This is a genomic window from Fontivita pretiosa (assembly GCF_050410795.1).
GTDB lineage: Bacteria > Planctomycetota > Phycisphaerae > Tepidisphaerales > Tepidisphaeraceae > Fontivita > Fontivita pretiosa.
Genome location: NZ_CP191258.1, coordinates 4,581,042 through 4,595,350 on the forward strand (window position 1 = coordinate 4,581,042; position 14,309 = coordinate 4,595,350).

A 14,309-nucleotide genomic window follows, 5' to 3' on the forward strand; every position below is an offset into this window, starting at 1 on the left:
ACGCGTCCCCAGCCGTGGCACGCCGCCATCCCCGCCGCCGCTGGCTCATCCCTCGGCGGTTTCGATCAGTCGTTCGGCGGATCGCTGTATCCATGACACCTTCCGCTGCACCATCTGCAGGAACGCCAGACCTTCCAGCCGCCCGAACTGCCCGGTGGCGGCGATAGGGAATACCGCCTCGGCGATCAGCGCCTCGATCATCAGCCACGGCAACGCCCGGATCTCCGCCTGGCTCAGCAACGCCACCTCATCATAGCCCCGCAGGAAACGCCGGAAGCGGCTCTCGTCCAGATAATCCGGCCACTTGCTCACGTCCTCATCCCCGCCGATGATCGTGAACTGAAGCGCGCCGTTGGCGATGTCCAGAATCCGCGGCAGCAGCCTGGCCGAGTCGTAATCGATCACCGCCACCACGTGGTTATCCCGGTACAGCATGTTCCCGGGGTGCCAGTCGGCATGGACGATCTGCCGCGGCCAGTTCTCGATCCCCAGTGCCTCGACCGTCTCGGCCGCGTGCTTGTAGCTGCGGAGCAGGAAATCCAGCATCTTTTCCACCTCCGCCGCGCCGCCGCCGCTGCGCGAAAGGATCTCCGGGATCGCGCGCAGCCCCGTCTCCACCGACGGAGTCATGTGATAGCTGCCCGTGGAGGGCTGCCAGTCTGACTTGAATGTCTCCAGCAGTTTGTGATACAGCGCCAGCACGCGTCCGGCGTCGAACGTCGCCTCCAGTGTCTGCGGATACGCCTGCCCGGGAATGTACTCGAACAGCTCGTAGATCGATCCCCGCCACTGGAGCATCGAATTGTTCTCTTTGCGCGTGCCGATCAGATGCGGCAGCGGGAACTGCTTGGCCGCCAGGTGCAGTTGGATGGCATGACAGAACGCGACCTTGAACGGGTCATCTTTCCCGCGGGCGCGGCGCTTCAGCAGGAACTTGCCCTGTTCCGAGATGATCAGCACTTTGGGGCTTTTGCGCGATCCCCGGGGGTACTCGACGATCGAGTCGATCACGCCGATGTCGTAATGCGAAAGAACAATCGGCAACTCCTCCATGCCGAAACGCTCGCGCTTTCCCGCGAGCCGTTGCTGATGCGTCCCGGAGGAGGTGACATTCCCCACACTGTCGCTGGCGCTGGCACTGGGCTCCATGATGCGTCGTGATTATCAGCAAGAGTACACGATTCCGCCCAAAAATGCATGGCAAGGTGACTAAGTGGCCAGGTGAGCCGGTGAAAAAGCGAGAGCAACGGATTTCACGCGCGGGTTTGTATCACGTTGTCAGTTCTCACTCTGCCACTAAATCACGCCTCACGACGTCGCGCGTCCCGCCTGGAGCAGCGTCAGAGGCTCGGTCTTTGCCACATGCACCGCCGGCCAGGCACTTGCCAGCACCGACACCAGCATCACGACGCTTACCCCAACCACGATTGTCACCCAGGGCACGACCATCGGAGGCGCAAAGCCCAGGAACGACTTCCACGCCAGCCGGGCGTTCAGCGCCATCTCGAAGCCGGCCCCCAGCCCCAGCACGATGCCCACGACGCCGAGCATGACCGCTTCGGCCAGCACCAGCCGCAGGAGCTGCCCGCGCGTCACGCCGATGCTCCGCAGCACGCCGAACTGCCATCGCCGGCTGCGGATTCCCGCCATCACCGTGTTGGCCACCCCCAGCGACGCCACCGCCATCGCCGCGTATGCGATCGTGCTGACCAGCATCAGCAGCCGCTTCATACCCTGCTGGATGCCATGCTTGATCTGCCGCACGTCCCCGGCCTCCAGTCCCCATTTGCGCAGCTCGCGTTTCATCTGCGTCAGCAGCGCTTTCTTTTCCACGCCCGGTACCAGGTTCGCCGCGAACAGGTGGATCCGCTCAACCCCGAAATACTGCCCGGCATCGTCCAGAGATCCGAACACGCTGGCAACCGTGCGCTGATCCAACTGCCGGCCAAGATCATGCATGCTGGCGATGACATCGATGCCCGGCGACCAGACCACGCCCGCCACCGTGAACTCCACCACGCCTTGCCCGGTCTTCAGCGGCAGCGTGCTGCCCACGCCCAACCCGCGCAGGTTCTTGTACTCCTGCGTGACGATCACGTGGCGCCCCAGCTTCAGCAGCCGCTTCGCTTCCTCCGCTGTGCCCTCGCGGAAGTCCAGCTCCATCATCTCCATCGCCTTGTCCGGATCGACGCCGAAGAACATCGTCGCATCCGGCAGAATCGCGGCGCCGGCGATCGCGAAGATGCTCGAGCCGAATTGCGGCGAGGCAATCGCGATCGGCATCAGCCCGCCCGGCTGAATTCCCTGCACCGCGGCGAGCCTGGCCTGTTCCTCCTGCGTCAAGCCCGGGCCGGAGAAGATGAACATGTCGGGAAACCTGTCGGGCAGTTTCCAGCTTCGGATGGCACTGGTCCCCTGCGTCTGCGTAACCACCAGCACCGCCAACCCGACCATCAGCGCCGCGCAGGTGCCGGCGGCGCGCCAGATTCCGCCGCTGAGCTGCTGGCGGAGCATCTCGACGCGCAGGAGGAACATCGGCGCGACAATCGGCGCCGCCACACGTTCCACCAGCCAAACCACCAGCGGCGCCAGCAGGAAGAATCCAAGCATGACTCCGCCGATCCCGACGATGAAGTGTCCGTAAAACTGCGCGTTGCGATCGATGGGCAGTGTCAGCAGCAGCGGATCCAGACCGACCAACACCACGCCAAGGATTGCGGCGAAGATCATGCCGCGCGTTCGAGGCGGCAGGGCCAGCGGCGCCATCGCCTCCAGCGGGCTGGTGCGCATTGCCGCCCACGCCGGCAGAATGCTCGCCGCCAGCGCCGCGACCAGCGACCCGCCCGCCGCAAACACCATCCCACCGATGCTCATCACCGCCCCGGCACTGAAGATCCAGTCGAACCTCCAGGCCAGAAGCTTCATCAACATCATCCCGATCGGAATTCCGATGACCACACCCACCGACGCCAGCCAAAGCCCCTCGAGCACCACCAGCCATCCGAGCTGCCAGCGGTAAGCCCCGATGGCCCGCAGCATGCCAAGCGTGCGCTGCCGCTCGGCCACCCCCATCGACAGCGCGCTGAAGATGATGAACATTGCCGCCGCCATTGATACGCTGCCGCCCAGGTAGCTCATCACGTGCAGCCCCTGAACGTTCTCGTCCATCTGCTTACGGCTGTCGCTGGCGAGGCGAATCTGCAGCAGGGGATCGATCTCGGACAGCTTCCTGTTCCATCGCGCGATGAATGCCTGCTCATCAGCGCCGTGACGAAGATCGATCAGGATCCGACTGACCTGCCGCGGGCTGTGGGGCATCGCGAAATCCTGAAGCGTGCGCAGCGGCAGATAAACCGTTTGAATCGCCTGCGCGAGGATCGTCGGCTTGTGCACGATTCCCACCACCCGAAGCGTCAGCGTGCGATCCACGCCCGGCAGCATGAAGGTCTCGCCGATGCCCACGCCCAGGCGTTCCCTGGCCACCTGGTCGATAACCGCTTCGTTGGAATCGGATGAATTGAACCAGGCGCCTTCTTCCATCCGCAGCGCCTCGACGCGGGTATCCTGCGGGCGTCTCACGCCTACGACCTGCGCCGCTCGACCGCCGAGCGGTTGCCCATCGGCTCTTGCCAGGCTGCTTTCCAGTTCGAGCCGTCCGTCAACTGCTTCAACATCGGGGTCTTGAGCAATCTGATCGACGAGTGATTCCGGGATGCCGCCACGCGATTCGTGCCGCCGCGTCACCTGGGCGTCGGTCGTGCCGATGTATTGGGCGAGAAGCCGCTGCGCCGCGGCGTAGGCGGAGGCATACCCACTGGTGACCGCCACCACCAGCGCCACCGACAGCGCGATCGCCGCGATCGTCAATGCGGCGCGGATCTTATGCACGCGCAGGTTGGAGATCGCCAGTCGGTAGAACAACATCATGGGTGTTTTCACTGCGATCCCGCAGTCAACCGATACACGAGTCCGCGCTGCGTCTGGAACTCGATGTCGCCATCGCGTTGTGTTTGCACGCTCACCGCCTGGCCTTCGCCGCTGACCTTCAGCGGCGCGCCGGCGCGCACTCGGCAGACATTGCCCAGTGTCGAGCGAATCGTCGCTTCTTTCAGCTTGCCATCGTTCCAGTTGATATCGACTTCAAATCCGCCGCGGGCACGCAGGCCCCGCACGCTTCCGTCCGGCCAGGCGCCGGGCAACGCCGGCAGCAGGTGGATGAACCCGCGGTGGCTTTGAAGCAGCATTTCCGCGATGCCGGACGTTCCGCCGAAGTTTCCGTCGATCTGGAAGGGAGGGTGTGCATCGAAGAGGTTGGGGTAGGTTCCGCCGCCCCTGGTTGCGCCTTCCGTGGTGAATGCCGGCGCCAGCAGATTCTTCAGCAGGGTATGGGCGTGATCGCCGTCAAGGAACCGTGCCCAGAAGTTCACCTTCCACGCCATCGCCCAGCCGGTTCCGCCGTCGCCGCGATATTGCAGAGAAGTTTTGGCCGCCTCGAACAGCTCGGGAGTTTCGGGGGTGATTTCGTCGCCGGGGAACACGCCCCACAGGTGCGATACATGGCGATGCTGCGGGTCGATGCCCGGGGCAAAGTCCCTGTCTTCCAGCCACTCCTGAAGCTGTCCGCGGCTGCCGATCTGGTTGGGCGCGATCTGCTCTCGCAACTGATCGAGCTGCGCCGCGAAGTCGCCATCGACGCCGAGAATCCGTGCCGCCTCGGCGGTGGCGGCAAACAGCGCGCGGATGATCTGATGATCCATCGTCGGCCCCATGACCAGCCCGCCGTGCTCGGGCGAGTTCGACGGTCCGCTGATGAGCCAGCCGGACCTGGGATCTTTCACCAGCGTATCGACGAAGAACTCCGCCGCCCCTTTCATTGCCGGGTATGCGCGCTTCGCGAGGAACTGCCTGTCGCCGCCGAAGCGGTAATGCTCCCACAGATGCATGCACAGCCAGGCGCCACCCGTCGGCCAGATGCCGTGGTTCGAGTTGTTGATTGGCGCCGTGCCTCGCCAAAGATCGGTGTTGTGGTGCAGCACCCAGCCGCGCGCGTTGTAATGAACTCTGGCGGTGCGCGCCCCGCTGATCATCAGGTCCTCGATCAACGCCCACAATGGCTCATTGCACTCCGGCAGGCTCGTCACCTCGCTCGGCCAGTAGTTCATCTGGAGGTTGATGTTCGTGGTCATCTTGCTGCCCCAGGGCGGGTTGGTTCTGTCGTTCCAGATTCCCTGGAGGTTGGCGACCTGATCGCCCGGACGGCTGGAGGCGATCAGCAGGTATCGTCCGAACTGAAAGTACAGCGCCGCCAGTTGCGGATCAGGCGTGTTCACGAAATCGAGCAGCCGCTGGTCGGTCGGCTTGTGAATCGCGTCGCTGCTGCCCAGGTCGATCGCAACGCGCGCAAACAGCGGCATGTAGTCATCAAGATGCCGGCGGCGCAGCTCGTCGTACGTCCGGCCCGCCAGCTTGCTCATCACCTCTGCATTGCGGGCGGATGGATCGCCGCTGAGATCCTGGAAGCTGACGAAGTTGGTGGCGGCGACCAGAAGCAGCGTCGCGGCATCGGCGCCTTCGACCCTGATCGCGCCATTCTCGACGCTGGTTCGCCCGCCCTCGACAATCGCCTTCAGCCGCGACTCGAACCGCATCTGTCCGTTTCTCACCTGAGCGGACATCACCAGCTCATCCGACCGTCCGTCGGTCGGGCGAGTGGTGGGGGAGGCGTGAGGCGTGTGCATCGTCACGGCGAAGCTCACGCAGCCGGGTTTGTCGGCGCTGATGCGCACCACGATCGCCTGATCCGGGTAGCTTGAGAACACCTCGCGCGTGAAGCTCACGCCCTGGGCTGTCCTGTAACTGACTCGCGCGATCGCCGTGCGAAGGTCCAGGCTCCGCCGGTATTCAAGAACCTCCTCGTGGCCGGGGAAATCAATGTACACATCTCCCACCGGCTGATACGACGACTGTCGCAGCGGAACGCTCATGAACCGTTCCATCGCCAGTGCCTCGGCCTCCTTCTGCTTGCCCTCCCAAAGCAGTTGTCGCAGCGTTGGCAGGACCTCGGCGGCGCCGGGGTGCGAATAATCGCGGGGTCCGTCAGTCCAGAGCGTGTCCTCGTTGAACTGAAGTCGTTCCCGCGCCGGGCCACCGAATACCATCGCCCCCAGCCGGCCGTTGCCCACCGGCAACGCCTCGATCCACTGCGTCGCTGGCTTGGGGTACCACAATTGCATCGGATTACGATCGGGGGGCGACTGCTGCCCCAATGCCGATGCGCTGATGACTCCCAGCAGAAGCACTGCAAGGACGACGTCCACTCGCCAGTCAGTTGAGCTGATCATGACCGACGCAGGATACCCCCGGCGAGTTTGGCTGGCCACTGGTCGGCGACTCGGCGGCGCCTCAAACGCAGCAGGCCCGCCTGTTGTTCAGGCGGGCCTGTCGCATTGGACCATCCGTGCGGTTCGAGCAAGTCAAGACGACCGGCTCGAATCAGTCGAACGGCAGCAGCACGTTGTCGTTGCCGTCGTAGGAGGACGAGAACGTGTTCTGAGTGGTGCCGCCGGTCATGCTGTCGAACCCGGTGGCAGAGGCGCGCCGCGTGAAGATGTGATCACGCTGCACGCCGCAGAACGGGTTGGACTGGAACTCGACGTGCCCGTCACCATACAGGACGTTCTGGCCGTCCTCGTCATGGTTGTTGCTGTTCGCCTGCTTCATGTCCTTGGCGGACGAAGTGCTGGTGACAGCCAGGACGTTGTCGTTGGTTCCAGTACCCGCCACGCCGGGGTTCATATCCGAGCAGACAGCAAACTCCGCGGTGATGGAGTTATTCAGCTTGAACCCGAAGGCGACGGCATTGGCGTCCGGATAGGGGTTCTGGTAGCTGTAGCTCAGCCACGTCGACGGAGACTTCCATGTGCCTAGCTGGGTCACATCGCGCCAGTTCACCCAGTTCAGGGCCGTGTTCGACCCGCCGCCGAAGTCCCACTTCTCAGCATTGCTGCTGGGGCAGGTGAAGACCTCGGATGTGATCTCCTGGGTGCGGAGCAGCAGGTACAGCGCCGCCGACACGTCATTGTCATAGGGGCGATTGGTGGCGCCCAAACCACCCGTGCCGGCGAATGGGTCCGAACCACCACCGGTTCCCCACGTCGGAACGCACACGCCCGTCGACGGCGCGGAGTACATCGTCCGCGGATAGGCGCCCCTGTTCTCATTGCTGTAGAGCAGGATCGCCTGGCCAATCTGCCGGAGGTTGGAGGCGCACTTGACGCGGTTGGCCGTCTCGCGCGCCCGGTTCAACGACGGCAGCAGGATCGAGATCAGCAACGCGATGATGCCGATCACGACCAGCAGTTCCACGAGGGTAAAAGCCCTCGTCCGATACGATCGCTTCATGGAGAAGCTCCTTTCACAAGCGTCGCGTCGGATCGTCGCCGTCGGCGGCATGAACGATGATAGAAATGAGTGCTGCGTTTGAGTCCCATTGGGCGAGACTCGGACGACCGCCGAGCTGGACTTTCTTCCGCGACCGACTCAGGAATGTAACCCCCGGCGACCGCCGCCGGGGCATGTTGCCTTTTTTGCCTCCTGTGATTTGGGCACGTCACCGTGCGCTGGCGGTCTGGCAAGGCCCCGCATCCGCCGCCCGTCCACAGTGGCAAGTTCCTCCGCTTTCAGGGGCTGTGGACGGCCAAACCCTGCAACCATCCCAAAGTATCGCGATCTGCGCTGCCCCGTCAAGCAAAATCCGCGTAAACGACAAGGCCAAAAAGACCGGCACTTCGCCGTTCGCGATGCGACCGACTGCCCCGCGTTGCCGGCCGCGACCGTGGCGCAGTCTCAGCGCGGCTCAGCCCTCCTCCAATGCCGGCGGGAAACGCCTGCCGCGACGCTGGATCTGCCTGAGTCGGTCGATCACCAGCGGCGGAAGCACCGCAGACAACCTCTGCAAGTCCCCCCCGAGCGCCACCACCTGCCGGATCAGGCTGCTGCTGGTCAACGCATACTGGTCTCCGGTCATGATGAAGACCGTCTCCACGCCCCCAACCACGCGGTTGGCCAGCGCAAGCTGAAACTCGTATCGCAAATCTGAGACATCCCGGATGCCTCGCAGGATTGCCGTCGCCCCCATCTGCTTGACAAAATCGGAAGTCAGCCCGGTGTACTTCATCACCCGCGTTCCGGCCACGTTCTTCAACAGCTCGCGGATCATCTGCTCGCGCTCGTCGAGGGAAAAAAGCTCGCGCTTGTCCGGGTTGGTTCCGACGGCCACGATCAGCTCGTCGAACAATCGCACGCCGCGACGGATCACGTCCAGATGACCGTTGGTGATCGGATCAAACTGCCCGGGGAAGACCCCGATTTTCGGCGATGGCGACGCGTGGGTGTTGGGCATAGTTCTGTCTAACGTACCTCGGCGGAGCCGCAGCTCCAACCGCCGGTCCTCTGTCTCGCCTGCCGTCCAGACGCCGCGATCATCGCGGCCGGCAGTAGCATTGGCAGCAGACCCGGTTCCGGAATGACTCGTGCCGCACTGACTTGGACCACATCCAGATAGAAGCTGACGCCCTCACCGGCGGAGACACGGAAGTCGGCGCCATTGTTCTGGCGGTTGCCAAAATAGGCGTCGTCAATATAGAAGGTGGCTTGTTTCCACGTGTCCTTGTTGCCCAGCGTCACAGAGCCGGCGACCTTATACGCGCCGCCGTCGATCGAGTCGTATTGCAGCGTCAGTGTGCCCGTGCCCAGGTCGTAGTAATCAACATCGATGATCACCACGGGACGACCGCCCTCAAAGGCGAACGAGTCGTTCACGTCGAAGTAGATGTAGTAATCGCCCCCGGCAGGGTCACTGTTCCTTCGACATCGACGACCAGCCCTGGTGTCGGCAGTGGTGTGCCCGTCGGCCACCTCAACCCGCCGCAGGCCATCGGTGATATCTGTTGTGCTGAGATTCACCGAGATCATTTCCGGCGCCGGATGCGCCGCCGTGTAATCGTGATACGCCTGCCACGAAGGCTTGCGGCTTTCATCCTCGCGAAGCAGTCCCCATTTCTCCGTGCCGGCTCCGCCTTCCCAGATCTGGTACCAGAAAAACTTCTTCACCCACGGTCTGGAAGCGACACCCGCCAGCATCGCCGTCAGGTACTCACCCTGTTTCTGCTCAGTCATCCCCGTGGCGTCGGAGCGGAAGCCGCTTTCGGTGATCCAGATCGGCTTGTTGCCATACCCGAGATTCACGATGGTGTTATGCATCGCATCCATCGCGCTCAATCGGCCCGAGGGGGTGTCGCGGCCGTCGTACTGATGAAAACTGATGATGTCGATTTTGTTGCCCGCCTGCGTGAGGACTTCTGTCATCCAGGTGCTGGCCGGGCCGGCACTGGAAAGCTCCGGCCCCAGCACCATGCAGTCGGGATCGGCGGCGTGTGCGGCGTCGGCGCCCACCTTCAACAACTCGATGTACTGGGCCCTGGTGCCGGCCCAGAACTGCGACAGGTTCGGCTCGTTCCAGATTTCCCAGTGCTTGATCGATCCTTTGTATCGACTCACGCAGGCATAGACGTAGTCATACCAGTCCTGAAGGTTCGCTGGCGGACTGTTGGCATTGCCGCTGGCCGAGGCCCACGCGGGCGTATACCCGAGGCTGGCGTAGATCTTCAATCCACGCGCGTTGGCCTGGGCAACAGCGTAGTCCTGCACCGCCCAGTTGTAGCTGCCCTTGCCGGCGGATTCGATGCTCCGCCACGAGAAGTCGTATCGTCCCCAGACGATGTTGGCCTCCCGCATGGCGTCGAATCGGTTCGGCGAAGGGATGAACGCAACCACTCCGTAAGGGGAATTGGGTTGCACGGCCAGCGCCGGTGCAGTTGCCAGAACTGATGCCACTGCAACCAGGCCGAGTACGGCGTAAGGGCCGAGTGCTACCCCGCGCATGAGTCATCTCCCGCTCGGACTGGCGGATCATTGCCCGACGCCCCGGCAACCAGTATACCCGCCGGTTCACCCCCCGAGCCAGTTGAATCGGCCGTGCCCCGGATGCAAACCACTTTGCGGTATCTGCTGCACCATCCGCGTTGACATTTGTTCCCGGATCAGTGACATCTTCGCCAGTCCCATGGGCCGCAACTTCCGATTTCGCCTGGCCGTGCTCTTCTGCGTTTTGCTGGTGTTTGGACGCATCACGACGCACGAGTTTACGACCTGGGACGACCCGGCCACGATCTATGAGAACCCCGCCCTCAACCCGCCGACTCTCAGCAAGATCGCGCGATACTGGACCGCCTGGGGCGCTTCAGCGCCCTACGGGCTGTATGTGCCGCTGACCTACACACTATGGGGTGCGCTGGCGGCGGTGGGGTATCTGGATCAGCCCGACCCGCGCGGCATTCGGCTGAATCCCTGGGTCTTCCACGGCGCCAGCGTCGCGCTGCATGCGATGACGGCGATCGTCGTGTTCGAGCTGCTGCGGCGACTTGCGACGAATCCTTCGGGCCATACACAGACTGACGACCGTCTATCCTCCTCTCCCAGTACTCCGGGGCAGGGCAGGGGTGGGGGTTCTGCATCGAAGACAAGAGGCTTTTGGACCGCGCTTGGCGACCCTCAATCTGGCCCTCTCCTGGCGTACCGGGAGAAGGAATCGAACCCATGGCCGGCGTTCGTCGGCGCCCTGGGCTTTGCGCTGCATCCGGTGCAGGTCGAGCCGGTCGCCTGGACCAGCGGCATGAAGGACCTGCTCTGCGGGCTGCTGGTGATGACGGCGCTGTGGCAGTACGTGAGCTTTGCCCAGACCATCGCAACCGACACGGCGCAACGCCAGCGCAGGCGCTGGCACTACGCCCTGGCGAGCCTGGCGTTTGTGCTGGCCCCACTGGCCAAGCCCACCGCCATGATCACTCCGCTGCTGGCGCTGATTCTGGATGTGTTTATCCTGCGTCGCGGCTGGCGAGCGGTCGCGCTGGCGCTGGGGCCGTGGTTCGTCTACGCGATCCCCGTGATGCTGTGGACCAAGGCGGCGCAGCCGGCGATCGGCGTGCCCGTGGCTCCCCCGTGGGCTCGCCCGCTGATTGCGCTGGACAGCCTGGCCTTTTATATGGCGAAAATAGCACTTCCGATCAATCTGGGAGTGGATTACGGCCGCACGCCCATACGAGTCCTGCACGATGGTTCGCTGTGGTGGACGTGGATCGCGCCGGTGACACTTGGGCTGATCCTGCTGGCCCTGCGCAACAGGTGGCTGCTGGCGGCGGCAGGCGTGTTCGTCGCCGGCGTTGCGCCCGTATTGGGCTTGACTCCGTTCCTGTTCCAGTACTTCTCCGGAGTCGCGGATCATTACCTGTACATCTCGATGCTTGCCGTGGGGCTGGCGTTCGCCAGCCTCCTGGCCGGCCAGTACCAAAACCCCCTTCGTCGCCGCGCTGTCAGCAGCACTTGTGCCGCGATGCTGGTGGTCTGGAGCATCCTCAGTTTTCGCCAGGCCGGGTTCTGGCGCGACGACGTGGCCCTGTGGGAGCGCGCCATCGCCGTCAACCCGCGCAGCTTCCTTGCCCACAGCAACTACGGCGTGGTGCTGTTCCGACAGGGCGATCTGGCGCGCGCCGAGGCGCTGTTCCGCAAGGCGATCGAGCTGAAGCCCGACTACGCGACCGGCCACGACAACCTGGCGCTGGTGCTGATCCAGACCGGCAGGGAAAATGAAGCCATCGAGCGAATCGAACGGGTGCTGGAGATCTCGGGCCAGATGCCCCCGGCCCTGCGCCCGCGCCTGGACAAGGCACATAACCTCTTCGGGCAGGTGTTGATGCAGCGCAACCGTCCGCGCGAGGCCGCGGAGCATTTCCACGCCGCATTGCGGCTCAATCCGGGCTTTGAAGAAGCCAGACAGAACTTGGCGCGGGCGGAACAGCTATTGCGCGGCCTGGGCACCAGCCCCTCCAATTAGCATTTGTCGGATGTAAAGGGGGCCTCACAAATTGCTGATGCGGATCGGCTGGCCCCGCAGCTTGATGACATGCCACGTGCCTCACGCGCCGTCGCGGCCGGGGGCCTTCTACCACGTCCTCATCCGCGGCCGACCCTTCGGTTCCGAGCAGTGTTCGGCTCAGTTTCGATCCCGCCTGCGCTGACGCGCCCTACTTCCGTGCGGTACGCGCGAACGGGTCGAGACGGAGCGGGCATTTTGATTTATCGATTTTCCGCTTGCATTATCGTTTAAATCGGCATTATTATCCTCACGTCATTTCCTGTTCCGTACATCGCGACGCGGCTTGGCGCGTTCGTTTGCTTCTCGGGCGTCTCATCTCGCGAGGTGCTCCATGTGCGTCCGGCGTGCTCCTGATGCTTCTCGCTCCCATGGCTCTCCGCCCGCGTTCACCCTGGTTGAACTCCTCGTGGTCATCGGCATCATCGCCGTCCTGATCTCCATACTCATCCCCACCCTTGGCAAGGCCCGCGCCGCGTCCACTCGCACCGTGTGCCTCAGCAACCTGCGGCAGCTCGCCTCGGCGTGCGTGCTGTATGCGACCGAGAACCGCGGCTCGATTCCGCCGAACAACGGCCCATCGCTCAATCAGTCGCAGACCTGGGAGGTCTGGTTCGATCCGAAGACCACCGGTGGCGTGCGCCCGGCACGCGACGGCTACATCGAGAACTGGAGCGGCATCGGTATCCTGTTCGTCCGCCGTTACATCAGGGAACCCACCGCCTTCTACTGCCCCGGGCAGGTCATCCCGCTGCTGACCTATCCCACAGGCTGGGAACACGACAAGCGACAGCCGATCGGCTACAAGGCCATCGGCTACATCTACCGCATCTTCGGTCAGGCGCAGCCTCCTCATATCAGCGTGCAGGACGTGAAGGCGATTCAGGGGATGAAGCTCGGCAAGATGAAAGGCACCCGCGCGCTGGCGATGGACGCGATTGGGCAGAACGACTGGGCGCCCAAGTCCGCCTGGCCTCACCGCAACCAGTACGGCATCTGCGTCGGCTACTCCGACGGGCACGCCAACTTTCAGTTGATGAACGAGAGCGACTACAAGCACACCTTCCAGATCCGCAACGCCCGCATGGGCGACATCTACATCTTCCGCATGTTCAAGGCGATGGATACACTGGACTTCACGGAAGTGCGCCAGCCGATCCCGACGAATTGAAAAAATGCCTACTCCCCGCTCGCGAATTGCGCAACAGCCGATCCCAGGTTTCGAAGAGGTCGAGACGCGTCCAACGGCGGCCAGGCAATGGCAGCCCATCTCCGACCGCAGGGTTCGCGTGGGCATCGTGGGCTACGGGCTTTGCCATTTCGGCGGGGCGTTCAGCTTTCAGGATCATCCGAACGTCGAAGTGGTCGCGGTGAGCGACCTGGATCCGAGCCAATGCGCCGCGCTGGCCAGGGACTGCCGCTGCGGGCGGACGTATCCATCACTCGAAGAACTGGTCAGGGATGACCGGATTGAGGCCGTCTTCGTCGCCACCGATGCGCCGAACCACGCCCGGCACAGCATCGAGTGCCTGAAACACGGCAAGCACGTGGCCAGCGCCGTGCCCGCGGTGTTCGGTTCGCTGGAAGACGCGGACAGGCTTTACGAGGCGGTGAAGCGCAGCGGGCTGAAGTACATGATGTTCGAGACTTCCTACTATCACGAAGACCTGCACGCGATGCGGACGATCTACCGCGCCGGCGGGTTCGGCAAGATCGTCTACGCCGAGGGCGAGTACTACCACTGGATGCCCCAGCCGTTGGGGTCGTTCAGGGGCTGGCGCGTCGGCCTGCCGCCTCAGTATTATCCGACGCATTCCAACGCGTACTACATCGGCGTCACGGGCGGGAGCTTCACGGAGGTGTCGTGCATGGGCATGCCCAGCGTTCTGGAACACCTTCGGCCAGAGAATAATGCATACCGCAATCCATTTGGGACGGAGGTGGCGCTGTTTCGCACGAGCGAAGGAGGAGCGGCGCGAATGGCGGTGAGCTGGGACACGCCGGGATTTCAGGGCGAGATGGGGCGCGTCCGCGGGCAGCGCGGTTCATTTGACGGAAAGTACCAGGGTCTGGATGAAGCAAAGTTGCCCGACACGAGCCGCCCGCCGCTGCCGCCGGGCGTGCAGCCCGGCTATCACGGCGGCTCGCACGGTTACCTGATGCACGAGTTCGTCAGCGCGATCCTCCAGGACCGCACGCCGCTGGTGGACATCGCACAATCGCTGAACATGACGGTGGCGGGAATCGTGGCGCATCAGTCGGCGATGAGGGATGGGGAATTGTTGAAGATTCCGCAGTATCGGATCTGATTTACGAATCC

9 protein-coding genes are annotated in these 14,309 nt (G+C 63.5%); 3 read left to right on the forward strand and 6 right to left on the reverse strand.

Annotated features, from left to right (window positions below; translation table 11 throughout):
• Positions 1-45: 45 nt before the first annotated feature.
• From ACQS5P_RS18525 to ACQS5P_RS18550, 6 genes are all read right to left on the reverse strand, one after another.
• A complete protein-coding gene (locus ACQS5P_RS18525) occupies positions 46-1,149 on the reverse strand; it encodes a phosphotransferase (RefSeq protein WP_428938103.1) in 1,104 nt (367 codons plus the stop codon).
• Positions 1,150-1,308: 159 nt separating this feature from the next.
• The gene (locus ACQS5P_RS18530; RefSeq protein WP_428938104.1) at positions 1,309-3,927 is read right to left on the reverse strand and encodes an FtsX-like permease family protein; all 2,619 of its coding nucleotides are present in this window, start codon (positions 3,925-3,927) and stop codon (positions 1,309-1,311) included.
• An 8-nt stretch (positions 3,928-3,935) separates the two neighbouring features.
• On the reverse strand, positions 3,936-6,341 hold the full coding sequence (locus tag ACQS5P_RS18535) for a glycoside hydrolase family 95 protein (protein ID WP_428938105.1): 2,406 nt from the start codon (positions 6,339-6,341) through the stop codon (positions 3,936-3,938).
• A 151-nt stretch (positions 6,342-6,492) separates the two neighbouring features.
• Positions 6,493-7,401, reverse strand: a complete 909-nt coding sequence (locus ACQS5P_RS18540; RefSeq protein ID WP_428938106.1) for a type II secretion system protein — start codon at positions 7,399-7,401, stop codon at positions 6,493-6,495.
• 454 nt (positions 7,402-7,855) lie between these two features.
• Entirely contained in the window at positions 7,856-8,401 is a 546-nt protein-coding gene (gene coaD, locus ACQS5P_RS18545) for a pantetheine-phosphate adenylyltransferase (RefSeq protein WP_428938107.1), read from the reverse strand.
• 8 nt (positions 8,402-8,409) lie between these two features.
• Complete coding sequence (locus tag ACQS5P_RS18550) at positions 8,410-9,894, reverse strand: GH39 family glycosyl hydrolase (RefSeq protein WP_428938108.1); 1,485 nt, start codon at positions 9,892-9,894, stop codon at positions 8,410-8,412.
• Between the two features lie 229 nt (positions 9,895-10,123).
• Here ACQS5P_RS18550 and ACQS5P_RS18555 point away from each other — a divergent pair, with 229 nt between their 5' ends.
• The 3 genes from ACQS5P_RS18555 (at position 10,124) to ACQS5P_RS18565 (ending at position 14,298) form a co-directional block, all read left to right on the forward strand.
• Positions 10,124-11,950: a tetratricopeptide repeat protein gene (locus tag ACQS5P_RS18555; RefSeq protein WP_428938109.1), complete on the forward strand. Its 1,827-nt coding sequence runs from the start codon at positions 10,124-10,126 to the stop codon at positions 11,948-11,950.
• 373 nt (positions 11,951-12,323) lie between these two features.
• Entirely contained in the window at positions 12,324-13,160 is an 837-nt protein-coding gene (locus tag ACQS5P_RS18560; protein WP_428938110.1) for a type II secretion system protein, read from the forward strand.
• A gap of 4 nt (positions 13,161-13,164) precedes the next feature.
• Positions 13,165-14,298: a Gfo/Idh/MocA family protein gene (locus ACQS5P_RS18565; protein WP_428938111.1), complete on the forward strand. Its 1,134-nt coding sequence runs from the start codon at positions 13,165-13,167 to the stop codon at positions 14,296-14,298.
• Positions 14,299-14,309 lie beyond the last annotated feature (11 nt).

Coding starts and splice junctions, on each gene's coding strand:
- ACQS5P_RS18525 (WP_428938103.1), bottom strand. CDS start 1,149: ATGGAGCCCAGTGCCAGCGCCAGCGACAGTGTGGGGAATGTCACCTCC.
- ACQS5P_RS18530 (WP_428938104.1), bottom strand. CDS start 3,927: ATGATGTTGTTCTACCGACTGGCGATCTCCAACCTGCGCGTGCATAAG.
- ACQS5P_RS18535 (WP_428938105.1), bottom strand. CDS start 6,341: ATGATCAGCTCAACTGACTGGCGAGTGGACGTCGTCCTTGCAGTGCTT.
- ACQS5P_RS18540 (WP_428938106.1), bottom strand. CDS start 7,401: ATGAAGCGATCGTATCGGACGAGGGCTTTTACCCTCGTGGAACTGCTG.
- coaD (WP_428938107.1), bottom strand. CDS start 8,401: ATGCCCAACACCCACGCGTCGCCATCGCCGAAAATCGGGGTCTTCCCC.
- ACQS5P_RS18555 (WP_428938109.1), top strand. CDS start 10,124: ATGGGCCGCAACTTCCGATTTCGCCTGGCCGTGCTCTTCTGCGTTTTG.
- ACQS5P_RS18560 (WP_428938110.1), top strand. CDS start 12,324: ATGTGCGTCCGGCGTGCTCCTGATGCTTCTCGCTCCCATGGCTCTCCG.
- ACQS5P_RS18565 (WP_428938111.1), top strand. CDS start 13,165: ATGCCTACTCCCCGCTCGCGAATTGCGCAACAGCCGATCCCAGGTTTC.